Source organism: Vibrio atlanticus (assembly GCF_024347315.1).
GTDB lineage: Bacteria > Pseudomonadota > Gammaproteobacteria > Enterobacterales > Vibrionaceae > Vibrio > Vibrio atlanticus.
Map to the genome: position 1 here is coordinate 1,331,151 of NZ_AP025460.1, position 22,219 is coordinate 1,353,369.

General features: G+C 42.5%; 21 protein-coding genes. 11 read left to right on the forward strand and 10 right to left on the reverse strand.

From position 1 onward, the window contains the following. Positions 1-6: 6 nt before the first annotated feature. Complete coding sequence (locus tag OCV30_RS06085) at positions 7-780, forward strand: ABC transporter substrate-binding protein (protein WP_032555229.1); 774 nt, start codon at positions 7-9, stop codon at positions 778-780. A 210-nt stretch (positions 781-990) separates the two neighbouring features. On the opposite strand, the gene OCV30_RS06090 is transcribed toward OCV30_RS06085, so the two are convergent. Then, a complete protein-coding gene (locus OCV30_RS06090) occupies positions 991-2,358 on the reverse strand; it encodes a hypothetical protein (RefSeq protein WP_012603662.1) in 1,368 nt (455 codons plus the stop codon). A 19-nt stretch (positions 2,359-2,377) separates the two neighbouring features. Beyond that, positions 2,378-2,650, reverse strand: coding sequence for a hypothetical protein (locus OCV30_RS06095; RefSeq protein WP_041472770.1), 273 nt, complete (start codon positions 2,648-2,650; stop codon positions 2,378-2,380). A gap of 220 nt (positions 2,651-2,870) precedes the next feature. On the opposite strand from OCV30_RS06095, the gene OCV30_RS06100 reads away from it, so the two are divergent. The 6 genes from OCV30_RS06100 to OCV30_RS06125 all read left to right on the forward strand — a co-directional run bounded on the left by OCV30_RS06100 (position 2,871) and on the right by OCV30_RS06125 (position 12,659). Next, positions 2,871-7,163 carry an ATP-binding protein gene (locus tag OCV30_RS06100; protein WP_065679108.1) on the forward strand — a complete coding sequence of 1,431 codons (4,293 nt, stop codon included), beginning with the start codon at positions 2,871-2,873 and terminating at the stop codon, positions 7,161-7,163. Continuing rightward, positions 7,160-8,365: an EAL domain-containing response regulator gene (locus tag OCV30_RS06105; protein WP_065679109.1), complete on the forward strand. Its 1,206-nt coding sequence runs from the start codon at positions 7,160-7,162 to the stop codon at positions 8,363-8,365. The genes OCV30_RS06100 and OCV30_RS06105 overlap by 4 nt, the downstream gene beginning before the upstream one ends. A gap of 103 nt (positions 8,366-8,468) precedes the next feature. Next, positions 8,469-10,088 carry a methyl-accepting chemotaxis protein gene (locus OCV30_RS06110; protein WP_009846436.1) on the forward strand — a complete coding sequence of 540 codons (1,620 nt, stop codon included), beginning with the start codon at positions 8,469-8,471 and terminating at the stop codon, positions 10,086-10,088. Positions 10,089-10,100: 12 nt separating this feature from the next. Then, positions 10,101-11,351 (forward strand): hypothetical protein, encoded by a 1,251-nt coding sequence (locus OCV30_RS06115; protein WP_009846437.1) that lies wholly within the window; start codon positions 10,101-10,103, stop codon positions 11,349-11,351. Positions 11,352-11,362: 11 nt separating this feature from the next. Then, a complete protein-coding gene (locus OCV30_RS06120; protein ID WP_017104256.1) occupies positions 11,363-11,758 on the forward strand; it encodes a phosphate ABC transporter substrate-binding protein in 396 nt (131 codons plus the stop codon). Between the two features lie 319 nt (positions 11,759-12,077). Continuing rightward, positions 12,078-12,659, forward strand: coding sequence for a TetR/AcrR family transcriptional regulator (locus OCV30_RS06125; RefSeq protein WP_065679110.1), 582 nt, complete (start codon positions 12,078-12,080; stop codon positions 12,657-12,659). Positions 12,660-12,831: 172 nt separating this feature from the next. On the opposite strand, the gene OCV30_RS06130 is transcribed toward OCV30_RS06125, so the two are convergent. The 5 genes from OCV30_RS06130 to OCV30_RS06150 all read right to left on the reverse strand — a co-directional run bounded on the left by OCV30_RS06130 (position 12,832) and on the right by OCV30_RS06150 (position 17,689). Further along, positions 12,832-13,449 (reverse strand): CDP-alcohol phosphatidyltransferase family protein, encoded by a 618-nt coding sequence (locus OCV30_RS06130; RefSeq protein WP_009846440.1) that lies wholly within the window; start codon positions 13,447-13,449, stop codon positions 12,832-12,834. Next, positions 13,439-14,089, reverse strand: a complete 651-nt coding sequence (locus OCV30_RS06135) for an ATP-binding cassette domain-containing protein (RefSeq protein WP_012603669.1) — start codon at positions 14,087-14,089, stop codon at positions 13,439-13,441. The genes OCV30_RS06130 and OCV30_RS06135 overlap by 11 nt, the downstream gene beginning before the upstream one ends. Next, on the reverse strand, positions 14,055-15,755 hold the full coding sequence (locus OCV30_RS06140) for an ABC transporter permease (protein WP_065679111.1): 1,701 nt from the start codon (positions 15,753-15,755) through the stop codon (positions 14,055-14,057). The genes OCV30_RS06135 and OCV30_RS06140 overlap by 35 nt, the downstream gene beginning before the upstream one ends. 5 nt (positions 15,756-15,760) lie before the next feature. Then, positions 15,761-16,927 (reverse strand): ABC transporter substrate-binding protein, encoded by a 1,167-nt coding sequence (locus tag OCV30_RS06145; protein WP_032555185.1) that lies wholly within the window; start codon positions 16,925-16,927, stop codon positions 15,761-15,763. Between the two features lie 315 nt (positions 16,928-17,242). Then, positions 17,243-17,689, reverse strand: coding sequence for an META domain-containing protein (locus tag OCV30_RS06150; protein WP_009846444.1), 447 nt, complete (start codon positions 17,687-17,689; stop codon positions 17,243-17,245). 191 nt (positions 17,690-17,880) lie between these two features. Here OCV30_RS06150 and OCV30_RS06155 point away from each other — a divergent pair, with 191 nt between their 5' ends. Both OCV30_RS06155 and OCV30_RS06160 read left to right on the forward strand, forming a co-directional pair. Continuing rightward, complete coding sequence (locus tag OCV30_RS06155) at positions 17,881-18,141, forward strand: DUF1289 domain-containing protein (protein ID WP_009846445.1); 261 nt, start codon at positions 17,881-17,883, stop codon at positions 18,139-18,141. A 109-nt stretch (positions 18,142-18,250) separates the two neighbouring features. Continuing rightward, a complete protein-coding gene (locus OCV30_RS06160; RefSeq protein ID WP_017098648.1) occupies positions 18,251-18,418 on the forward strand; it encodes a hypothetical protein in 168 nt (55 codons plus the stop codon). A 75-nt stretch (positions 18,419-18,493) separates the two neighbouring features. Here OCV30_RS06160 and OCV30_RS06165 read toward each other — a convergent pair whose 3' ends face one another. The 3 genes from OCV30_RS06165 to OCV30_RS06175 form a co-directional block, all read right to left on the reverse strand. Beyond that, the gene (locus tag OCV30_RS06165; protein WP_017065764.1) at positions 18,494-18,796 is read right to left on the reverse strand and encodes a thiamine-binding protein; all 303 of its coding nucleotides are present in this window, start codon (positions 18,794-18,796) and stop codon (positions 18,494-18,496) included. A gap of 143 nt (positions 18,797-18,939) precedes the next feature. After that, on the reverse strand, positions 18,940-19,161 hold the full coding sequence (locus OCV30_RS06170) for a hypothetical protein (protein WP_065679112.1): 222 nt from the start codon (positions 19,159-19,161) through the stop codon (positions 18,940-18,942). Positions 19,162-19,429: 268 nt separating this feature from the next. Continuing rightward, positions 19,430-20,668 (reverse strand): DEAD/DEAH box helicase, encoded by a 1,239-nt coding sequence (locus OCV30_RS06175; RefSeq protein ID WP_065679113.1) that lies wholly within the window; start codon positions 20,666-20,668, stop codon positions 19,430-19,432. A 210-nt stretch (positions 20,669-20,878) separates the two neighbouring features. On the opposite strand from OCV30_RS06175, the gene OCV30_RS06180 reads away from it, so the two are divergent. Together OCV30_RS06180 and OCV30_RS06185 are read left to right on the forward strand one after the other, a co-directional pair. Beyond that, complete coding sequence (locus tag OCV30_RS06180) at positions 20,879-21,505, forward strand: LysE family translocator (RefSeq protein WP_065679114.1); 627 nt, start codon at positions 20,879-20,881, stop codon at positions 21,503-21,505. A gap of 250 nt (positions 21,506-21,755) precedes the next feature. Further along, positions 21,756-22,112 carry a hypothetical protein gene (locus OCV30_RS06185; RefSeq protein WP_012603678.1) on the forward strand — a complete coding sequence of 119 codons (357 nt, stop codon included), beginning with the start codon at positions 21,756-21,758 and terminating at the stop codon, positions 22,110-22,112. Positions 22,113-22,219 lie beyond the last annotated feature (107 nt).

The window sequence follows — 22,219 nt, forward strand, 5'->3', positions numbered from 1 at the left end:
GCAATGATGAAAAAGATAATACTAGGACTCGCTTGTGCGGCCGCTTTACTTGGTACAACGGTACAGGCGAAAGAAATCCGTTTGGCGTCAGACTTTACGTATCCGCCATTCAACTATAAAAACAGTGACGGTGTGCCTGTCGGGTTTGATATTGAGATAGCTGATGCACTGTGTGAGCAAGCCAAACTCGATTGTACTTGGGTTTCACAAAGCTGGGACTCGCTAATTCCAAGCTTATTGGCAAGAAAGTCAGATGTGATTATGGCTTCGATGCGCATTACTGAAGAGCGTAAGCGTAAAATCTTATTTACTGATAAGTACTACCAAACACCAGCCGTGTTTGTTGCTGCTAAAAGCGCGGAGTTCAGCGTTGATGAGGCTGGCTTAACGGGCAAAACCATCGGTGTTCAGCAAGGTACGATTCACGATCGCTACGTAACGGATAAGTTTGGCAGTGTTGCCAACATTAAGCGTTACACAGGGCAAGATGAAGTGTATCTGGATCTGCAAAACGGCCGTTTAGATCTAACCTTCGGCAACTCAGACCAACTGTCATTGGCTTTCTTAGACAAGAAAGAAGGTGAGGGTTTTGAGTTCAAAGGCAAAGCAGTTACCGACAAAGCCTACATTGGCGAAGGTACGGCTTTAGCACTAAGAAAGCAGGATTCAAAACTGGCGAAACAATTCAATGCCGCGATTGAAGAGATTAGAGCAAATGGCACCTATGATAAGATCGCAGCGAAGTACTTCACATTTGATATCTATGGCGCTGATTTGTAATTCGCCTAACATCTGAAAGTAGAACACAAATAAAAACCCGAGGGCTGTGAGGCTCTCGGATTTTTATTGGCTCCAAAAGACCATTGCTTAAGTGTTTAGGTGTGTAGTTGGGAAGGGGAGAAGAGACGTACAAAAAAAGCCACTCGACTGAGTGGCTTAGTGCAAGGAAAGTAGGCAGTGCCTTGCGAACAATCGTAACTAATGATCTGATTAGTATATTTTATTCCAATCAGCAATCGTCACATCGCTATTGTCGTAATTGATAGCTTCTGCTGTAACCTTAGATATCTCATTTAATAATTGAATATCTTCTGCGTCCGTCACAGTTACTGGATCTACAATGACTGAATTGTCACTTTGTTTCTGCAAGGCGTAAGAACTACTGGTTAGCGTTGTTTCAAGCTCCGAAATAGAAAAAATGTTGTTTTGATTGAGCGAGTCCGCAAGGGAAAATTCACCTACTAGGTTTGTTGCTTTTAGCTGTTCTGCGTTGAATTTAACGCCACTATTCCCATCATAGTAATAACGACCATGAACCAAAGAGTCTTCGAATTTAAACGCATCAATGAACAATGAGGTTGCAACATTTGGGGTCGCAGGGTCCAAGTTTACTTGAACAAAATATTCAGCTTCGGTGGATGTTTCGCTCACAAAGCCTGGAATTAGCTTACCACCGGATACAACAGCACTCGAAGCAAGTGATACTTGATTACTGCCGAATTCAGAGCGACTTTCAACCTTAAATTTCTCGTTATCACTATTACAATCCTTGCATACTACATTCGTAAACTTTGAATACGCTTGGTTAGGATCTATCGAGTTTTTCATAACTTGAGTACGTCTAAATAGACCAGTCCCAGGAGTGTCATCACTTGATTCCTGATAGAAAGTAAAAGACTCAAATTGCTCTTCGGGCTCGTCACTGAAATTATAACTGTTTTCAAGAATGTAGACCAGTTCACCACCGGTATTACCTACATTAGAGCTGTAAGCAATCACTTCGGAAGGGATAGAAGATTCAAACTCTGATTTCGTTGTGCTCTTACTTAATTTCACTGCCCAGTCATTTGGATCTTGGCAATTGCCCTTAGATGCGAAATAGATAATTGATACGGGGAGCGTTGTGATACCATTTTTTGTGCCGTATTGATCGACAACATAATCAATACCCGGCCAGTTTTTCGCTTCTATGTTTTCTGCAATACAGAAATCCATTACCTCTTTATCGACACCTTTTGTTTTAGGGTTTTTCTTCAAATAGTCGACCACAAAACCAACTTCTTGAGAAGCGTCAATCAGTTCTTGCCTTGTTTCCAATGGAAGTTGAGTATTTTGAGATCCTGTAACTAAAGATGTTAGCAATCCACTTGGTGATGTTTTTAGTTGCGTAGCATTTGTCGCATCCATATATAGTGCAGCTGAGTCAAAAAATGACGCTTTAAGCTTAGTTGTAATCATCTCATCTATGCTACTACGCATGTTCTGACCTACCTCATGAGCACCGTTATAGTTGGCGTTAGCGATAGATGAAGAGAGCAAGCCTATACAAATGGTTGAAGCTAAAACTGTTTTTTTCATAATGCTAATCCTTCAATATCTATTGTTTAACTTGACTGAATTTAGTCGGTGTGGAAATAGATAGACTCGTCTTGCCTACAGGCAAATTCATAATCGTATCAACGCCTTCAGAGCTCAGTTTTTTTGATTGCAAATCTACCTTGTTCAGTTTTTGGTTTAGAGTAGATTTTGTCGCGGTCACTTGCTGGGTTTTAGGCTTTGAAGTAGTGGTTGATTTTTTAGAACTATCCCCTCCACAACCTATCAAAGCTATGGGTAGTATAATTGCGCTGATTTGTAGGAATTTAATCATAGTTATGGAACCTCATCTAATATCGGTGAGATCAACCCAGTAGCTGATCTTGTTATTAAGCTTTGTATCAACTGCTTACATTTCTATTTATAATTGAACCTACTTAAGCTGAGCAATCGATTGCGTTGAACGAAAGTTACTTTTTGTTCAGTGCAAATTGGTGAGTTGATACGGTTAATACGATATAAGGTGCATTAATAAATAAAACTCTAGGTTATTCATGTTCCGCGCTTTTAATCTACTTTCTCTAATTATTCTGGCTTCTTCCGTATCTTTTTTCGGTAAGGCTAGTGGTTCGATTACCATCGGAGTTCAAACTTCAGGCTTTTCTCCGTATGTAGTTGTACAAGGTGGAGAGATTTCGGGACTGTTACCTGAATTAGCTAACTTTTATGCTAAAGACGAATTGAATGGCTTGGAGTTTGTTGGTTTTCATTCTCCGTCTGATCTAAACAACGTGCTTAAAACGGAGCAAGTTGGTGCCATAATTACGGCTGAACAAAATATTTCTAGTAGCGGTGTTATTTACTCTAAACCTATTTTATCTAGCCGAATGGTTAGTCTAAGTAGCGAGCCTATTGAAACTCATTTATTGATGAAGGGCCGAAATCTCGCTTATTTTGAAGGCTCAAGTAACGCGTCTTCTGTTAAGTCACTCCTTCCATTCTCTTCTTTTTCGTCATATTCATCTTATCAAAGCGCGATCGCTGATGTTGCTCGCGAGAAAGCATTAGCCATTGTTGATGATGGTGTGCTACTACACAATAAGTTAATGAATAGCCCCTATGAGTTATTCTTGTCGGTTAACTTGCATGATGATTTACCCCTAAATAATTATGTTATTGCCTTGCTGGATACTCCTGAGAATAGGAAGGTGTTGGGTATTATCAATACCGCTATAAACCAAGATAACTCTAACAAACTTGTTAATATTCGTAAGAAGTGGCTGAATGAAATACAGAGACGTTTGTTGTTGGTCGTTAGTAAAAATAAGCTGCTATTAACTGAAAAAGAGCAGCAGTTCCTGCTTCTCAATCCGAACATATATGTATCATCTGAGACAGACTCGAAGCCTATTTCTTTCGAGAATAGTGAAGGTAAGCCAGATGGTATTTCAATTGATATATTGAACGAGATATCCCGACTCACTGGGTTAAATTTTGTTTTTGAAAACGACCTCGACCTTCAAGGTAACCAAGCTCACCCCGTACCTCTTCCTGTGATTCACACCAAGGCGACACCTTCTGCTGGTGGCGATGATCATCACCTCTACTCTAAACCGTTCATGGTTGAACCATGGGCACTGGTTGGTAAAAGTGATACGAGTAAATTGGCTGTGTTCGGTGAATTAACGAAGAGCTCTATCATTGGAACCATAAATGACAGTGTCGGCATACAACTTGTTAAGCGTTATTGTGAGGCTTGTCCAATCAAGACCTATAGCTCTGAGTTGCTTTTACTCGATGCTGTGGATAAAGGTGAGATTGATTCAGCGATGCTTTCGCTTTATTTGGCATCACCTCTATTACAAGGGCAATATTCTGGGTATCTACGTGTAACGAGCTTACTGTCGAAGGACAATGATGTACCTGTAACATACAGTGTCGAAGCCGACCAAGAAGTGCTGAACAATATTATCAATAAAGCACTGTTCGCCATACCCCACCACAAGTATCAGCAGATTAAGAAACATTGGTTGGATGTATCTTATGAATCGGGCGTGGATACGGCAGATGTTGTCTTGGGCGCTGCAATTTTAATCTCTGTCGCATCGGTGCTCATTATGCTTGTTATGGCATGGAGCTGGAAACTGAGACGTGAAGTTGAAGACAGAAAGCGAACTGAATCCGCCCTCAAACATCAAGTGGAGTTCGAGCGTTCATTGTTGGACGCAATGCCGTTTCCCATTGTTGTGCGTAACTTGGATAACCAGATAATCAGTTTGAACAGTGCCGCGCAGCAGCTTACCGGTTTTGAGTTGATAGAAGGAGCCATCGTTAATAACTCCGATGAAGACACAATGATCCATCACGGGGTTGTTTTGCCTCGCTTAGAAAAAGAAGTCGCTTCGCCGCAAGGCAGTAAACACTACGCGTATTGGAAGTGCCCGTATATCTCTAACGGGAATATCGAAGGTTCAGTGACCATTCTTGATGATCTTACTGAGCTTTACGAAGCGAAAAAAGTTGCTAAAAGTGCCGATGACCGAGTTCAGAAACTTGCGAACAATTTACATGGTGCGGTTATACAGCATATTCAGCCCAAACGAAGTCTACATGACATTGAATTCGTCTTTATTAGTAATGGGGTAGAGGAGCTTTTGGGCCTTACGCCTGCTCAACTGCGCCGCTCTCCAATTAGTTTTTTCGCGCCGCTTAATGCTCAAGATCGTCGAACCCTAATTAAGAAAGTACGTAGTGGGAATAAAGAGGGGAAACTAAGCCTCGATATTGGGGTGAATATTGATAATCAAAATCGATGGCTTAACTTACAGAGTAAGATTTCTGACTTGGGTGAGTATTATGAATGGGATTCGGTACTGACTGATATTACAGAGCTTAAATTGCAGCAAGAAGAGTTAACACAAGCAAGACAAAGTGCTATCGCTGCTACTGAGGCCAAGTCTCGATTTTTGGCAAACATGAGTCATGAAATCCGAACTCCATTGGGAGGGATTGTTAGCTTGTTGGAATTGTCTGAGCAATATGAAGTTGGTTATGAAGTTCAGAAAATCCATACAACGCTGAGTCAATCGGCGAATAACCTACTGCATATTGTTAACGATATACTCGATTTCTCGAAAATTGAAGCCGGTAAGCTGACCCTAGATTATCAGCCTGCAAGTCTAGATACATTGACTCTTAGAGTGACTCAGTTGCAGGCGAGGCAAGCTCACGCCAAAGGGTTACAGTTCAAATTTTGGTTAGACCCTGAGTTGAATGATTTAGTCTTAATGGATGACATTCGTATTGGGCAAGTTCTGAATAATTTGTTGAGCAATGCCATTAAATTTACAGAATATGGAACCGTAGGTTTAGCGGCAAAGTTACTCGACCTGGATGGTGAACAGCAACAAATTTGTTTCGAGGTGTTTGACAGTGGCATCGGTATCAGTGAAGAACACATTCGAAACCTATTCCAACCTTTTGTTCAAGCCGATGAAGGAACCACGAGGAAATATGGTGGTTCAGGCCTTGGTTTGACTATCTCGAAGCAACTTATTGAACAAATGGGTGGGAGTCTTAACGTAACGAGTAAGATCAACATTGGTTCAACGTTCTCTATTACGCTGCCGCTTAAAACGCTCGCTGAAAATAACAGGGCGGACATGAATGGCAAGGTGGCGCTACTTACCAAAACGTTCATGCAGCAATCTGAATTAGAGAACTATCTAACATCTTGGGGTATTAAGGTTATCTCAAAGAATGTTCAGGTGACTAAAGAGCTCGCACACTGGGTCGATACCATTGAGCCTGATTTTGTGTTTATTCCTCATGAGCTAGATCAGAGCATTGATACGTTCGCCGAAAGCGTGCAGTTTATTTGTGTCAGTGAACAAGGAATGCTTTCGCCTGCGCCATGCAAATTGGGCTGGAATCTGTCAGCAAACCCATTGTTGCCTTCGCAGTTGATGCACTGTTTGCACAACTGTCCTGCGTTTGTGGAAGATGTTGTCCAAGATGATAATAATCTGAAATTGAGTACTGAGTCGCGCGAGTCTGCCAAACAGAATCAAAGACTTATCTTAATAGCGGAAGATCACCCAATCAATCAACAGATAATTCTTCAACAAATTGAGCAATTAGGTTTCCATGCCGACATGGTAGATAACGGCAAGGAAGCACTTGTTGCCTTAGATAATGAAGATTATGGGCTGCTAATTACTGATTGCCACATGCCAGAGATGGATGGGTATGAGTTAACAAGGCAGATCCGAGTAAAAGAGCAGAGCCAAAACCAACCTCGTCTTCCGATCATTGCGTTAACCGCAAACGCTGTGCAAGGTGAAAATGATAAGTGCTTTGAGATTGGTATGGATGACTTCTTATCAAAACCAACCAAATTAAGGGTGATTGGCGACACCATAATCAAACATCTTGATAAGGTGCAATCTGTTGTCGATAAGCCTTGTATTAGTTCCTCGGAGCCTAAAAGTGAGCCGAGCTCTGCTCCGATTGATCTCGCCAACTTAACTGAATTGTTTGGTGACCAAGAGCTCGTCATGCAGATCATCACTGACTTTATCAAGAGCCATCAAGCTGACATGCCTTTGCTTCAAGCTGCGTGTGAACAGCGAGATCTCGAAGCCATTAAACAGGTAGCTCATAAGATGAAGGGAGCTGCAAAAATGGTAGGCACAGAGGACATTGCCAATCAATTGCAAACAATGGAATTGGTCTCCTTAAGTGACTTAGATGGTATTCAAGCACATTACGATAACCTCGAACAGCTGACGAACCAATTGAAGACTTATTGTTCAGAATCAATCAAACCATTTAAGGAGCTACCATGAACCAGCATGTTGTAGTGATAGAAGATCACCCTTTTCAATTGAATGTAATGGGGATGGTTTTAAAAAGTTTGGGTATGGAAAATGTCCAACCTTTTGAATGTGGATATAAGGCTCTAGAGTTTATTGAAGCCTCTTCTGTCGATTTGATCTTATGTGATCTGAATATGCCGATGATCGATGGTATCGAACTCCTAAAACGCCTTGCTGAGGCCGATTTTCAAGGCAATATCATCATCACAAGTGCGGAAAGCAAAACAGTGCTCGATGCCGCAAGGAAGATGTGTAAAGCGTTTAACCTGAATTTGCTTGGTGTTCTTGAGAAGCCAATAGCAAAAGAGTCGCTGTCAAAGTTAATTAACCTTAACTCTACAAAAGAAGCGGCTGCTTCCAATTCTAATAGCGACATCGTTATTACGGATGAAGACATAGCAAAAGCGGTAAGCAACCAAGAGTTTATGTTCTATTACCAACCGATAGTGTGTATCCATAGTGGTGAATGGCGAGAAAGTGAATCGCTAATTCGATGGCAGCACCCTCGTTATGGCGTACTCAGCCCTTTTTTCTTTTTGTCTCGGTTACTTGAGTCAGGAAAAATGGGAGAGGTGATGAAGTATTTAATCAATCAAGCGATCAATGAGAAGTCATTTCTCGGAGAGCGGAGATTTGCAATAAACCTGACAGCTAAAGATATTATTGACGGTGATATTGTTGATTATATCTTCGCTTTGATCGACCAAGGTGAACTTGAGACAGAGCAGATAAAATTGGAATTAACAGAATCTGATTTAGTTGAAAGTGTCGCTCTTGCTTTAGCGTCCACCACGAGGATCTGCATGCGCGGTATTCCCCTGGCGATTGACGACTTTGGAACAGGTTACTCTTCACTAAAGCAATTAGATGACCTGCCATTTTCAGCACTGAAACTGGATATCGACTTTGTGAAAAACATTCAGAGCAGTCGTTCAAGCCATGCCATTGTTCGCGCTACTCTCTACTTGGCTCACTTATTAGAACTGAGTACGGTTGCTGAAGGGGTTGAGGACCATTCTCTTTGGATGGACATTCGTGAAATCAGTAATGTCGACACATTGGTTCAGGGCTATTTTATCGCTCGTCCAATGCCTGCTCGTAAACTATTAGAGTGGAAAGAAGACTGGGACAGAAAAATTAAAGAGCTGAACTTAATTAAAGAAATTAAATAAGCGGGCTTTGAACATAACGGTAAATTTGTTTAGTGAATGTGTTCGCTATTAAATATGAACAAACGTTACCATCAGCCACTACCAGCGCTAATGAAAAAACCTTATGCTATTGTCTCGCTATATCAACATTAAAGTACAGTTTATTGTACTGCTCTCAATAATATCTCTTAGCCTAGCTGCCATTATCTCAATAAATGTCTTTATTCATAATGATAATAGTCAGCGCCTAAAGCAGTTAGAGTCAAGTTACTACCCTGCACTTGAGCATGCGACGAAAATATATTCTCTTTTACCTAACGTGAAGCAACAGTTCGAAGCTGCTGTCGTGATGGAAGATGAGCAAGCTCTCGATTTTGCACGTCAAATTTCTTCTGAACTGCAAGTTGAAGCGAGTCGTGGTGCCGATGTTTTACCTTCACAAGCGACAGCTTTTAATAAACTGTCACAACAACTAGCAAGGTACACGGATTCTGCGTACGCGCTGAGCGAAGATTTTATTAATCTCAATGACTCTTTCGAGAGCCTGACCTCCAGAGCGAACCAACTTAGCACTGAATATGATTCATTAGTTGCGTTAAGCGAGACGTTACGTGCATCCGCGAGTCAGAAGGTCGTAGACACCATCTTGCACTCTGAAAAAGCCGCAAACGACGCTGCGAATCAATCTATTTGGTTAGGTGTGTTCTTTTTGATCTCTGTGATTTCGGTTGGTTACGCAATATTCAAATCGGTTATTAGCTCAATACTGCTTGTGACAGAAAAGATGAAGGCGATTGCGACTGGGGATGGTGACTTAACAGTACGCATCGACTACGCAGGAAAAGATGAGATATCAACGCTTGTTGAGAGTTTCAATCAATTCATTGAAAAGCTACAAGGCATTATCGCGAGTACGTTAAGCATTGGACACGAGCTTGAGGTTGTCAGCGACAAGATTCGTAGCGAGTCGAATCAAACCTTGGCTCTAAATAGCACTCAACGTGATCACATCGAAGAGGTTACCGAGGCGGTCAATAACATCATCGACCTCATAGAACAAGTTGTTAACTTTGCATCGCATGCAGATTCTCAAGCTCAAAAAGCCAATTCTAGTGCTCAAACAGGAACACAAGTGGTTCTTAAAACGAGTAAAGAAATTGAAGAGCTTGCGACAAACATCCGTGATACAGCCTGTAAGTTGAAAGAACTCGATCAGAATGCAAGCAATGTTGGCTCAATACTAAACACAATACAAAGTGTCGCTGAGCAAACGAATTTGTTAGCACTAAATGCTGCAATTGAAGCTGCGCGAGCTGGTGAACATGGCCGAGGCTTTGCTGTTGTGTCCGACGAAGTGCGCGTGTTAGCGAACAATACTCAACAATCCGCAACAGAAATTAATGCCTTGTTGGTCGACCTTAAGTCCGGCTCTAACGCTGCTGTTGGCGCTATGGACCAAGGCTTAGCGAGCTCGTCACAGGCGGTTGGAGACGCGCAAAACGCGGGTGACTATCTATTAGAAATTAGTGGCCAGGTAGAAGAAATTACCGAGCTCAACAAACAAATTGCAAGTACTACAGAGCATCAAGCTCGTGCTTCAAAACAAATCCACACCCATATGGATGATTTTAGACAGTGCTCTCATCAAGTGTCTCAGTCGACAGATCAACTCGAAGCTCTAAGTCACCAACTGAGTGGCATCGTTACAGAGCTGAGTAAATCAACATCACAATTTAAAGTATAACGGAGAACAACAATGACTAACTCCTCTTTTCGCTTATTGCCGTTAGCGGTAGCACTTGCGACTTCATTCGCTGTACACGCTACAGATGAGCAAAAATTGGCTGAGCTTGAGAACAAGGTCGCTATTCTTGAAGCAAAAGAACTAAATTCAGTCGCTGATAAATTTAGCTTCAATGGTTTTGCGTCTTTGAACATGCAACTTGGTAACAATAGCCATGGTTTCATGAAGTCACAAAACAAAGTACGCTTTGATGAAGGTTCTCTAATTGGTTTGCAAGGTGAGTTTGAAGTTAACGACTCTACTTCAGCTGTAGTGCAAATGGTTGCTCGCGGTAACAAGAAAGAAAACTGGACACCGGATGTTGAGTGGGCATTTCTAAGCCATAAAGTAACACCAAATTTGACAGTCCGTGGCGGTAAGCTACGTCTTCCTCTGTTCATGTACTCTGACTACCTAGAAGTGGGTTACGCTCAAACAAGCGTTCGCGTTCCTAGTGAAGTTTATGGTTCTGTGGTTCTTACGTCACTTACTGGTGGTGATTTCATCTATGACGTTGAGTTAGACGACAGCACAGTATCATTCCAAGGTTTCGTAGGTTCACAAAAGCTTTCAGCGTCTAAGCATAGCTACAATGCTGATACGCAGTTTGATGACATCGCTGGTGGTGTGATCAACTGGACAGACGACACTTGGACTTTACGTACGGTTTACGCTCAAGCAGTGGTAAGCTCAACAACAAACTGGAACGTTAAGAATAAGCCACCTATTTTAAACACAACGTTTAACGATGAGAAAGCGAAGTTCTACGGTGTTGGTGGTCGATACGACAACGGTAACCTATCGCTAGTTTCAGAAGTTACTCGTACAACGGTTGAAGGTTTCTATCACGATGTAGATTCTGCTTACCTGACAACGGCTTACCGTGTGAACGAATTCACGCCTTACGTAACTGTAGCGCACATGGAATCGACAGACGATGCAGAACGTAACAACCAGGTTAAACGTCAATACGTAAACATGGTTAAGAACCCAAGTGCTGCTACTAAATATGCTTTCGGCTCTGCAGCCGCTATCTCTAGCAACATGAATATCCAACGCACAACTTACAGCATCGGTACTCGTTGGGACTTTATGCCTAATATCGCGCTGAAAGGTGATGTTAGCTACCTAACCAACTTCGGTTCAACTAATGGTGGTGTTAACGCGTCTTACAAGAACGAAGACAACATCTTGTACACGGTTAAAGTCGACGCTGTATTTTAAGGAAGAGAATTATGTTTAAAAAAGCATTGGTAGCCGCTGCTCTTCTGAGCAGCATGAACGCTTTCGCTGGTTTGGTTGTTGTTGGTAATCCATCAATGAGTGAGCTGGACGCTTCAACAGTTAAAAAACTGTATCTAGGTAAAGCAAAGTCTCTACAGATTGAAGCGGTAGACTTGGAAGACGGTCACCCACTTAAGGGTACTTTTCACCAAGCAATTACAAAGAAGACAGAAGCACAGCTTCAAGCTTACTGGGCAAAGCGAGTATTTACGGGGAAAGGTCAACCACCTAAAGCTGTAGGTCAAGAAAGCTTAGCGAAAGACATGGTCGCTAGCTCTTCAAACAAAATTGCTTATATCGATGACTCTTTAGTTGATAGTTCAGTTAAGGTTCTTCTAAAGCTTTAATCTTGAGCTTTAAAATAAAAGCTTGAGCTGAAAAGTAAAGGCTTTTCGTGTGGCGCTCTAATAGGGCGCCACTCTTACATTGGCTTACATACTGCTCGAACTCTCTTACTTACCGCTTACACTCGCTTGTCAATTTCCTATCCTATTGTTTTATAAGGCAATCTTGCTGGTTGTTTTTTGTTCTATTTTCTAAAAAATCCAAAATTTTTATATTTTTATGCATTTAGTTTGTTTGATATAAAAGTGGGCATGTTGAGATTATCTGCTTGGGTTATAGAATGCGCGGGTAATATAAACAAATAGGTGAGGATACAATCTGATGCTAAATGACAAAAGAACGAAAATCTTGAGCTCAGCAGAAAAGCTATTTATTTCTCAGCCTTATAGTAAAGTTTCAATTCGGTCTATTGCTAAGTCTGCGGGTGTAAGCCCCGCGTTAATTCTTTATTACTTTAATAACAAAGAGCAATTGTTTGATCAGCTCATCGAAGAGCATACAAGTCGTTTTCAAGATCAGTTCTCAAAGTATCAGAGAGTGGATGGAATACAACTACAACACTTACTTTCTGAACTTATCGAGTTTTGGGAAGCTTCGCCTAACATCTTTTTACTATTCACTTTTGGCGGAAGCTCATACAATTACGAAAATGTTCAACGCCTTAAAGAGTCTAAGTTTGGTTACACCTACAATAAGACTCTTGAAAATCTTCTTTATTTAGTTGATGGCTGTAACGAGTCAAACTTTCATTATTACCAGATGTTGGTTACGTCGTTAGTGTCTCAACCATACTTAGCAAATAAGCAACAAAAATATAACAATGACAACTCTACGTTTAACCTTATGCAATACCAAGAGGTTATAGCTAGCTTATTTAAAGAAGAGGCTCGCTTTGCTTATTAGATAACTGCTTATTAAGTAATTGCTTACTAAATGATTCTTCATAAGTTGTGTTTTGGGTTTTAATAGCTAATTCTTAGAAATACGTTATGAAAAAAAGCGCCGCTCATTTGAGTGGCGCTTTATTATGAGGAATACAGCCTCTAGTCGGGACTGTTAACACATAAGCAATAGGCTACTCAGTTTGATTTTTGAGTGTCTGGAACCCAAAGTAAATTCGCATGAATGTAGTTAGCCAACAAGCTGCACCAAAGGTGTAAGCGATAACCGCAAAGTGTTGAGGCCAAATACAGAACGCGATGAAACAAGCGATGGTTTCAGTGCCTTCGGTTAGCCCTGACATGTAGTAGAGAGACTTATGCTTATAGACTGGGTTTTCGATGCCTCGTTTGCCTGCCATCACGGCAAACGCCAAAAAGCTGCTGCCAGTACCGATAAAAGAGAAGATCAAAAACGCACCGGCAATGGCGTTGTGTTCTGGGTTCGCAATAACAAAGCCAAAAGGAATTAACGAATAGAAAAGGAAATCGAGGCTGATGTCGAGAAAACCGCCAGCGTCACTAATGCCTTGGATTCGAGCCAAGGCCCCATCAAGCCCATCACATACTCGGTTGAACACAATGAAGCCTAGCGCCCATTCGTAATGTTGAAATGCCAACGCCGGAAACGCTAAACACCCGACCAGAAAGCCAAATAAGGTGGTTTGATTTGCCGTGATACCGAATTGACTCAGCAACTTAGCTGATTGGTTTAATGGCCACTTAATGACCTTGATGGAGTACTTATCCAGCATGATGACTTCTCCATGGCCAAGACAGCACTTGCGCCCCTTGAGGTACGTCAGCTTCGTCGTGCGTGACCATTAATGTTGGGATATTTGCTTTTGTCAGCTGTTCGAAGACCCAATCGCGAAATTGTGCTCTTAACTCTTGGTCTAACTTACTAAACGGTTCGTCGAGTAGGGCGAGCTTCGGCTTCGCCAATAACATACGAGTTAAGCTGATTCTTGCACGTTGACCGCCAGATATTTGATCCGGGAAAGACTCTGCCAAGTGAGTTAGCTCTATGTCTTTTAGTGCAGCCATCGCTTGCTGTTGACGAGCGGAGCCCTTAATTGAATTAGGCAGAGAGAACGCCAAGTTTTCCCATACCTTGAGGTGAGGGAACAACAAGTCATCTTGAAAAAGAATACCGACTTCACGCTGATGTGAAGGCAGGTCATCCAGCTGAATGTCGTTCAAAATAACGGTGCCAGAATACGAAAACTCATCATTTAAGTGCCCAGCTACGGCGTCCAACAAGGTCGATTTTCCGCAGCCGCTCGGCCCCATCAAAGCCAATACTTGGCCTGATTCTAATGTTACGTTTAGCGCTGAAAACAGCGATACACCATCGTTTTTACGGATGGCGAGGTCGTTGAGGTGCAGACTCATTCGTTAGAAAACCTTTAAAAGTAAGACGGCGATATCTGAGTTGAAGTCGGCTGACTAATATCGCTAAAGAGAAAAAGAACAGAGGCAATAGGGCCTGCCAGATAGCATAAATTGCGGTTACCCTGCGGTCGAAACCACTGGTTAGGGCAACGGCTTCTGTGGTGATCGTGCTAATACGGCCTGCGCCGAGCATCAATGTTGGAAGGTACTGGGCCAAACTCACGCTGATCCCGACCGCCCAAGCAAAGGCAATAGCAGGTAACAAGATAGGCAGTTTGATGGAGTACCAGCTTTGAAATGGAGATTTACCAAGGCTCAGCGAGGCTTTTATCAGACCATTATTGAAGCTTTTCCAAGGGCCATCCAAAGACAGATACACAAACGGGAAAGCAAAGAAAACATGCGCCCAAATCACCCAGAACTCATAGGCGCTGCTGCCGATATAAAGCGTGGTCACTTGCATGCCGAACAAAACCGAGAGTTGAGGTATCAACATGGGAATCGCGATAATAAAGCCCGGAACTTGCCACTTGTATTTGATTCGATACTCATGAGCTACCAGCGCAAGCAACAAAGCGACTGAAGCAGCAATAAGGCCAATCCATAAGCTTTGCCCGACAGTACTCATGATGCCATCCCACTCAAATTCCCAAAAACGCATGCTGTAGCGACTTGGAAGTAAATCAGGGAAACGCCAACGTTGGGCAACACTCCAAATCCCCATTAGTGGAATGATCAGCAGTGACAATGCAGCAAGCACTGCGAAGATCGTTTTTCCTGGAAGGTTAATACCTGTTCTTCCTGAATATTGCCAAGTTCTAAAGTACTTCAGAATTGACCATTCGATTAAACGCGCTAAGGCGATGATCAACGAAGCTAAACCGAATAAAACGATCGCGCCAGCGGCAGCTCGTGGCAATAAATTAAGGTCTGGGTCGTTAAACCATTGCCATACCAAAACGGCAAAGGTCGGCGGATTGGTTGGGCCAATGATCAGAGCAATATCGACAACCGACACGCTGTAAGCAAGCACCGCCAACATAGGGAAGCGAAGCTTGGTAAACCATTGTGGGAAAATACACTTCCACCAGATCTGAGCACGGCTATAACCCAGAGAGGCACTGACCTTAGTGATGCGTTCAACATCGACTTGCTGAAGTATCGATATGCTCATCAGCAACAAGAAAGGAACTTCTTTGAGCGCCAACATGATGATAAGGCCAAACGCGTATGGGTCTTTTACCAATAGCGCCAATTCAGAGCTCGTAGCCGATTCGCCGAGCAAGTGATGTACGGCTCTTGCGCCAAGCCCTGTTGGGCTAAACAGAAAAGCAAAGCCGATAGCGAAAGCCACATGCGGAATGGCAAGCATTGGCGATAGCGTTAGCTCAATCTTTCTCCAAAACTTGTTTCCCCAAGAAGCCTGAAGAATACAAAAGGTCAGGAAGCAGGCAATGTAGCTGCTGGCGACCGCTGAACCGAGGCTCAAACCAATAGAGTGCCAAGCCCCTTCCCATTGAAAGACTTGGTTAAAACCGTTGAGTGTTGGTTCCTCTAAACCTAGGGGCGGGATGAAACTCAGTGACGAGGCCACTACTCCCGCTACCCCAGGAATCGTAGGGACAATGCACACAGCTATAACAACAAAATATAGAGCGCGTAGCATGAATTTTAGTTACCGTATCGCTTAAGCCACTCTTTCTCGAGCGCGTTTTGCCAGCTTGGGTGTGGTTCATCAATCGATTTAAATTGTTGAGTATTCTTAGCGCTACCAGTCAGGTACTTGCTGCTTAATACAGAAGGATCACCCCAAACATTGAGGTCGCCTTTGCGCGATTGTGCTTCTGGGCTCAACAAGAAGTTGATGGTTACCTGAGCGCCAGCACTTGCATTAGCATTCCAAGGAATCGCAAGGAAGTGAATGTTAGACAGAGCGCCACTTTCTAGAGCATAGGCCTTGGTAGTTTCAGCTAGGCGGCCACTTGATTGTGCTGAATAAACAGAGTTTGGATTGAATGTTATGGCTAGGTCGAGTTGTCCATCATCCAGAAGTTGGATACTTTCAGATGTGCCTGCTGGGAATTGTTTGCCACCACGCCATGCCACTTTATGGAATTTATCTAAGTAAGCCCACAGTGGTGCTGTAACTTCTTGGAAGTTGTCTTCCGAAACAGGTTGAGCCAGCGCAGGGTTGTTGTCTGTTAGCTCAATGAGTAGAGACTTGATGAAGCTGGTGCCATGAAATTCAGGTGGGCGAGGGTAGCTTAAGCGGTTAGGGAAAGCTTGAGCGTAGCTCAACATTTCTGAAAACGATTGTGGCGGATTGTTTAGCGTCTCTTGGTCGTGGATGAACACCAGTTGTCCGACGCCCCAAGGCGCTTCTAAGCCTTCGGTTGGCTCCGAGAAATCGACATCAATTGGTAAAGATTTATCAACGTACTGCCAGTTTGGAAGTGATTCTGTGAATGGTCCAAATAACAGCGCATTGTCTTTCATCGAGCGGAAGTTCTCACCATTAATCCAAACGATATCGACACTGCCTTCGCTGTTCTTGCCTGCGGCTTTTTCTGCAAGTAGTCGAGTAGTCGTTTCAGCAATGTCGGTTACTTTTACATGCTTTAAGGTCACACCGTAGTCACTTTGTAACTCCTTGCCTGCCCATTGTAGGTAACGATTAATTTCTTGGCTTCCGCCCCAAGCGTGAAAGTAGACAGTTTGTCCCTCTGCCTGCTGTTCTATTTGGTTCCAGCTATTGGTTGATGTTGCTTCATCAGCGTAAATGGCTGCGCTGTATGCAACGGTTGCCATGATTCCTAACGTACTTACTATCTTGTTCATAAACTTTTCCATTTGGTAGTGAACGGGCAAGAGCATTGTTATTTCGAACTCCCTACAGTTATTCTATCTGTTTCTGAAATAATTTCTAATTCAACAGTAAATTCAATCAATTACTTAAGGGCTCTTACCATCCTAGCAACAGACCGTTGAACTGATGAATTTATTGCACTCAAATGATAGATTTTTTAGGTTTATTGGAGGTTGGTACGAAAAGTAAGCGATGAGTGTCAGTTTTGAAGGAATCATGAGTGTAAAAAAGCAATAAAAAAGGAGCCACTAGGGCTCCTTCAATCAATATTTGGTTTCTCTGACTGATTAGTTTACCCAGTCACGAATTGTGTACGTTAGCGTGTGTACATCGTTTTTCAATACTAGCGTATCGTTTGTTAGTGTTACGTCGCTCCACTCGCTTAGAGTCGCGGAAACCGATTGTTCGATTTCCATTGCTGAGCCGTGACACATTTTCATGGTCATGCCCATTTGCTTAATGCGGAATTGACCGTCTTTTAGTTCGCCTTGACCGAAGAAGTTGTTACAACCAGCCATGCCGTTTGCCGTCATCTTTTCGCCGATCTCTAGACGAGGTGTCGCTTGGTGTTCGCTTTTCTCAATGTTCTTGCCATCAATTTGCGCAAGTTCCCAATTATGGTGCTGTAGATCGGTTGGTGTTACTTGCATCGCGTTATCACCTGTTGTTGTGCATGCTGCTAGCATCATAGGTAAAGCGGCTACTGCTAGTAATTTTTTTGAACTAAACTTCATATTATAAGGCTCCAAAGGAAAGAACGAAGTTACCGAATAAGTGTAACTTGATGGGTTCAAAGTATAGTTTACAAAACACTATATGTGTCAGTATAAGGTCATAGTTTAGTATGGATTTTATGAGCTAGGCGACAAATTAATCGCTTATTTTTGAGATAGTAAGCGTAATTTTGAATATGTAAGGAGGCGCGGTGGAGCAGTTAGAGTTTTTCCAAGTTCCAAGCCCTTGCGTTGGGGTTTGCTCAAGCGATGACAAAGGCTATTGCAATGGCTGTATGCGTAAAAGGGAGGAGCGCTTTAATTGGATGTCGATGACGCCGTCAGAACAGTTACACGTCATAAAGCTGTGTCGTCAACGCTATAGAAGAAAAATAATGAAGCAAAAAAACTTGGTTGGTAACTCGGTTGACGAAGAGGGAAGTACAAGTCCCCAAAGAGATCTTTTCGGCTAAAGAGGAAGTATTGAAATTTTATTTAACCTCGAGGTAACTATTACTTTACATAATGGTTGGGGTGTAATATTAAGGTAGGTACCTTTGTACCTGAAGGAGTGGTGTCGGTATGAATAAAAAGAACGGAAAATTCAAAAAAGAGCCAGTTAAAGCACTGGATCGAAAACCAATCGGGGCGAAAGATGACCCTGAAGAGACTCCGCGTGATTGGCATTCGATGTCAGAAGAAGAGCGAATGGAAATCCTTTCTCACCTTTCAGACATGCCTTTTCAATAATACCGCTGGTTCTTCAGAGTCTTTCTTAAAGGCCCTGTTTTCTTAAATAAACAGCTTTCTAAAATAAAAATGTTATTAAACAAACATGTGATTCGCTTTCGTTACACCACGATGATACGTGCAAAATGTATCATCGGCTTCCGTGGTTTTACTGTGAATTTTAATGTTTGTGATCACTTCTACAGCCCCTGCATCGTAGCAAGCTTGTTCTGCTTTTTTAACGATATCGAGGAGTTGGTTGAGTTCACCTTTCATCGTGGTTTCCATAGCTCCGACTTGGAAAGGCACATCAGCAGCTTTCACAACTTCGATGGCTTTATCAACCACTTCGAAGTTGTTGCCTTCTTTAACGCGAGGGATCACTTGGAAGGCAACCATCACTTCTTTTTCTCTTTTTAACTCAGGCACTTTCTGCTTACTCTTGGATAGGGAATTGTTGCAGATGATAGGTTAATACGGATATTAATTCTACAGCTAACGATGCTGTTCTATCGACTATATCAGTGACTAGAGATATAGGCTTACTTGCTACCCCAATGGTCGCTAACCCAACCACCAATATGCTCATCAAAATGACTGCCACTGAATCTCTGTTTACGCTCCACCGAGGTATCACAGTCATCTTTGTTGTCTATTAGGTTTTGTATGTAGTTTGCCATCGGGTCATTAGAACGCTGACGATCTCGGCGAGTGGCCACTTCCTTAATCAGTTGTAATCGATATGTAGAGCTTGCACGTTTCATTTCAATGACCTCCCGGTTTTTAGACACTAATAGAAAAATCTAGTTGTCAGATATAGGGGCGTCAACGTGATTTCAGAGTATTTTTTTTGAGCAACCAAGAATCAATACCTTGGCATCATAATTCATAAAAGTGTCATTTAGGTTGGCAACGTTATGGAGGTTTGAGGGCGTAAGTTTGTATTTTTGTCCTGTTAATATGAGATGAACCATAAAAAAGCCCAGTGCAAACTGGGCTAATCGATTTTCTGTGGTTATTTTGAAGAACTGGTTATTTCGAAGAACTTGGTTTGCTCTTAAATTGCTTAACACTCTTCTTTTTTGCGGTTCTTCGGTTAGCCATTTTGTCTTTAGGCGGACGTTTGCGAGCTGTCGCTTCAGATGCAGGTTTGTCTGTAACAGGGAAACCTTCCAACGCTTGTAGCATAAGAGGTTTATTGGTCAGAGTACGAATTGCATTCAGGTAGTCAGTTTCGCTGTGGCTAACCAGAGAGATTGCGCGCCCCGTGCTTCCTGCTCTTGCTGTGCGACCAACTCGGTGTACGTAAGTCGCCGAATGCGATGGCAAATCAAAGTTAATTACGACAGGTAGTTGATCAATATGGATGCCTCTAGCCATAACGTCGGTGGCGATAAGCACACGAGTCGTGCCATTTTTGAAATTCTCTAATGCTTGCTCTCGCTCTTCTTGGCTCTTATTTCCGTGTAGCGCATTCACACTGATTTTGGCTTTATTCAATCGCTTGGTTAATGCATCTGCATTATCTTTTGCGCCAATAAATACCAATACCTGCGACCATGTGTGCTGATTGAGTAGGGCGATCAGCGCTTGAGCTTTACTGCCTTTGTTCACTAAGTACAGAGTTTCTTCAATAGCCGCGACCACGCTGTTTTCTTGATGCGTTGTGACCTTTACTGGATTAACAAGAAGCGCCTCAGTCTGACTGATCAGCTCTATTGGCAGCGTAGCCGAAAACAACAGTGTTTGATGCTTTTTAGGAAGAGCAGAAATAATGGTTTGAACATCTGGCCAAAATCCCATGTCGAGTAAACGGTCTGCCTCATCAAGAACTAAAGACTTGCATTGGGTTAGCTCGAGCTTGTTCTCTTGAATAACGGCATGTATTCGGCCAGGAGTTGCGATCACGAGTTGTGGCTTTTCTAACAATTGCTGTTGCTGGATCTCGATATCAACTCCACCAGTCAGTGTCACTGTTTTGATATCAAGTGTGGTTGCGATGGGTTCTAGTGCTTTGGCTACTTGAGAGGCAAGTTCACGGGTTGGAACAATGATTATCGCTTGTAGTTCATTTACATCATGCTTGATGCTGTTCAGCAAAGGTAAGCCAAATGCCAACGTTTTTCCGCTACCCGTTTGAGCCAACGCCAGCACGTCTTTCCCCGCAATAATTGTAGGAATTACCGCTTGCTGTATCTCTGTCGGCTTATTGAATTGAGATGGGATCGCGGAGACGGTTTTTGGGTTAAGGGCTAGGCTATCAAATGACATAAATGAACCAAGTATCAAAAGGGAGGTGGAGTCTAACAGGGCTGCAAATGTTAGAAAATCAGTTTTGTAACGTTACACGATAAACGCTCTCATTATATGCGTGAATTATGCATGTTAGCCATACGCGATAATTAAACGTTCATCATATTGTAATGGCATTGAATGGACGTACAATGTCCGCCCTAAAAATGTTCATGAAATGAGTTCGAAATGAGTTGGGACAGTATATCGCTGTTTATTGTTATCGTGTTTTTTATTGCCATTATTCCAGGCCCTAATGCTTTGCTGGTATTAAGCACAGCCTTAACTCAAAGGAAGCTGTTCGCATTTGTGAACGTGTTGGGCGTGTCATGTGGTTTCTTTTTTCACGCCTTTATCTCGGCCAACGGCATAAGTTTGTTATTGTCGAACACCCCAATGGCCTTTGAAGGGCTTAAGTGGGCTGGGGTTTTGTATCTTGTCTGGCTTGGGTATAACCATTTTCGCGCGGCCCTGCGTGCTCAAGAGGGTGTACTTTATGCGGTAAGTGCATCGGGAAGTAAGCTATACAATCAATTTATCAAAGGGCTCCTCACTAATCTACTGAATCCTAAAATCGTCCTGTTTTATCTTTCTATATTCCCTCAATTTGTTTCAAAAGATGCGATTGTGACAGACAGTTTGATGCTTGGTGGGATTCAGGCGACAGTAGTGTCGATGTGGTTCTTGATTGTGATCTTAATGGCGGATACGTTCAAGTGCTTGTTGGTTCAAAAGCGAACCTCACAAATGATGAACATTGTTTGTGGTGTTCTATTTGTGGGCTTTAGTATTCAACTAGCATTGTTTCAGCTCTGAGGTAGTGTTGCTAAGAATGGGGCATATACCATATTCTATTCAGTTCTCATTTTTTACTGAATCCTCAGGAATTTTAGAGTCTCTTCATAAATGGCTAAAGCATTGCTATGTAAAGTCGATATAATGGACAGTCATCAATTGGATGAATGTGTATGTTTCGAGCTTAGATTTGAAACAGAAAACAACGGATAGTTAGCTTGTTCATTTTTACCAAGAAACAGAAACATGAAACAAAGATAGGGAGTCATCGATGAGTGAAGAGTCATTCACCCAGAAACGTGAGTATTACCGCCTGAAGTACCCTAAAAAGGCGCGCCCAGTGATACGAATCAAAGATGAACTTTTTCATGTCAGTGAAGTTTCTGAAAAAGGCGTGCGCTTGATGATGAGTAACATCATCCCGGTCTATCGAGGCTTCTCAATGGCAGGCACTTTATGGTTGCATGGTAATAACAGCATTGATATTCGTGGTTCTGTATTGAGGCAAGAAGGCGATGAAGTGATCGTTCTGTTATCACAAGGCCCGAGTTTCAAAGATATGGTGGCTGAACAACGACACATTAGGCAAAGGTACCCGGTTTTCTTCGCGAACCTCAGAGTGGCATAAGCAAAGCTTCTAAACGCCTAAAACCCAAGTAACTCATCGTTATCTGATATAAAAAGCCCAGCACTTTGACAAGTGCTGGGCTTTGTCATCTATATGAACAAACTACT

Excerpts from the sequence above, each read along its gene's own strand:
- OCV30_RS06135 (WP_012603669.1), bottom strand. The coding sequence starts at position 14,089 with ATGAGTCTGCACCTCAACGACCTCGCCATCCGTAAAAACGATGGTGTA.
- OCV30_RS06110 (WP_009846436.1), top strand. The coding sequence starts at position 8,469 with ATGCTATTGTCTCGCTATATCAACATTAAAGTACAGTTTATTGTACTG.
- OCV30_RS06140 (WP_065679111.1), bottom strand. The coding sequence starts at position 15,755 with ATGCTACGCGCTCTATATTTTGTTGTTATAGCTGTGTGCATTGTCCCT.
- OCV30_RS06165 (WP_017065764.1), bottom strand. The coding sequence starts at position 18,796 with ATGGTTGCCTTCCAAGTGATCCCTCGCGTTAAAGAAGGCAACAACTTC.
- OCV30_RS06115 (WP_009846437.1), top strand. The coding sequence starts at position 10,101 with ATGACTAACTCCTCTTTTCGCTTATTGCCGTTAGCGGTAGCACTTGCG.
- OCV30_RS06120 (WP_017104256.1), top strand. The coding sequence starts at position 11,363 with ATGTTTAAAAAAGCATTGGTAGCCGCTGCTCTTCTGAGCAGCATGAAC.
- OCV30_RS06185 (WP_012603678.1), top strand. The coding sequence starts at position 21,756 with ATGAGTGAAGAGTCATTCACCCAGAAACGTGAGTATTACCGCCTGAAG.
- OCV30_RS06175 (WP_065679113.1), bottom strand. The coding sequence starts at position 20,668 with ATGTCATTTGATAGCCTAGCCCTTAACCCAAAAACCGTCTCCGCGATC.
- OCV30_RS06170 (WP_065679112.1), bottom strand. The coding sequence starts at position 19,161 with ATGAAACGTGCAAGCTCTACATATCGATTACAACTGATTAAGGAAGTG.
- OCV30_RS06085 (WP_032555229.1), top strand. The coding sequence starts at position 7 with ATGAAAAAGATAATACTAGGACTCGCTTGTGCGGCCGCTTTACTTGGT.
- OCV30_RS06125 (WP_065679110.1), top strand. The coding sequence starts at position 12,078 with ATGCTAAATGACAAAAGAACGAAAATCTTGAGCTCAGCAGAAAAGCTA.
- OCV30_RS06090 (WP_012603662.1), bottom strand. The coding sequence starts at position 2,358 with ATGAAAAAAACAGTTTTAGCTTCAACCATTTGTATAGGCTTGCTCTCT.
- OCV30_RS06095 (WP_041472770.1), bottom strand. The coding sequence starts at position 2,650 with ATGATTAAATTCCTACAAATCAGCGCAATTATACTACCCATAGCTTTG.
- OCV30_RS06150 (WP_009846444.1), bottom strand. The coding sequence starts at position 17,689 with ATGAAGTTTAGTTCAAAAAAATTACTAGCAGTAGCCGCTTTACCTATG.
- OCV30_RS06130 (WP_009846440.1), bottom strand. The coding sequence starts at position 13,449 with ATGCTGGATAAGTACTCCATCAAGGTCATTAAGTGGCCATTAAACCAA.
- OCV30_RS06160 (WP_017098648.1), top strand. The coding sequence starts at position 18,251 with ATGAATAAAAAGAACGGAAAATTCAAAAAAGAGCCAGTTAAAGCACTG.
- OCV30_RS06145 (WP_032555185.1), bottom strand. The coding sequence starts at position 16,927 with ATGAACAAGATAGTAAGTACGTTAGGAATCATGGCAACCGTTGCATAC.
- OCV30_RS06180 (WP_065679114.1), top strand. The coding sequence starts at position 20,879 with ATGAGTTGGGACAGTATATCGCTGTTTATTGTTATCGTGTTTTTTATT.
- OCV30_RS06100 (WP_065679108.1), top strand. The coding sequence starts at position 2,871 with ATGTTCCGCGCTTTTAATCTACTTTCTCTAATTATTCTGGCTTCTTCC.
- OCV30_RS06105 (WP_065679109.1), top strand. The coding sequence starts at position 7,160 with ATGAACCAGCATGTTGTAGTGATAGAAGATCACCCTTTTCAATTGAAT.